This is a genomic window from Variovorax sp. 01N429, assembly GCF_056399425.1.
Genome location: NZ_JBFTRG010000267.1, coordinates 1 through 352, shown reverse-complemented (window position 1 = coordinate 352; position 352 = coordinate 1). Strand labels below are relative to the sequence as shown.

At 68.8% G+C, this 352-nt stretch carries 1 protein-coding gene; it reads left to right on the top strand.

The genetic code is table 11. The features are described from left to right. Positions 1-328: peptidylprolyl isomerase (locus AC1DSF_RS31550; RefSeq protein ID WP_478184240.1), on the top strand; the 328-nt coding region annotated here is incomplete at its 5' end. Positions 329-352 lie beyond the last annotated feature (24 nt).

Sequence of the window (352 nt, the reverse complement as noted above, 5' to 3'; positions counted from 1 at the left end):
CGGCTTCATGATCCAGGGCGGGGACCCGACCGGCACCGGCCGCGGCGGCCCGGGCTACCAGTTCGCCGACGAGTTCCACCCCGACCTGCAGTTCAGCCGCCCGTTCCTGCTGGCCATGGCGAACGCCGGCCCGGGGACCAACGGCTCGCAGTTCTTCATCACGGTCGGCACCCCGGCGCACCTGAACCGCAAGCACACGATCTTCGGCGAGGTCGCGGACCAGGCGGGCCGGGACGTGGTCAAGGCCATCTCCCAGGTTGCGACCGACGGCAACGACCGGCCGGTGCAGGACGTCGTCATTTCCGAGATCGTCATCGAGAAGCGCTGAAGCCACGTTGAACCCACTTGACGG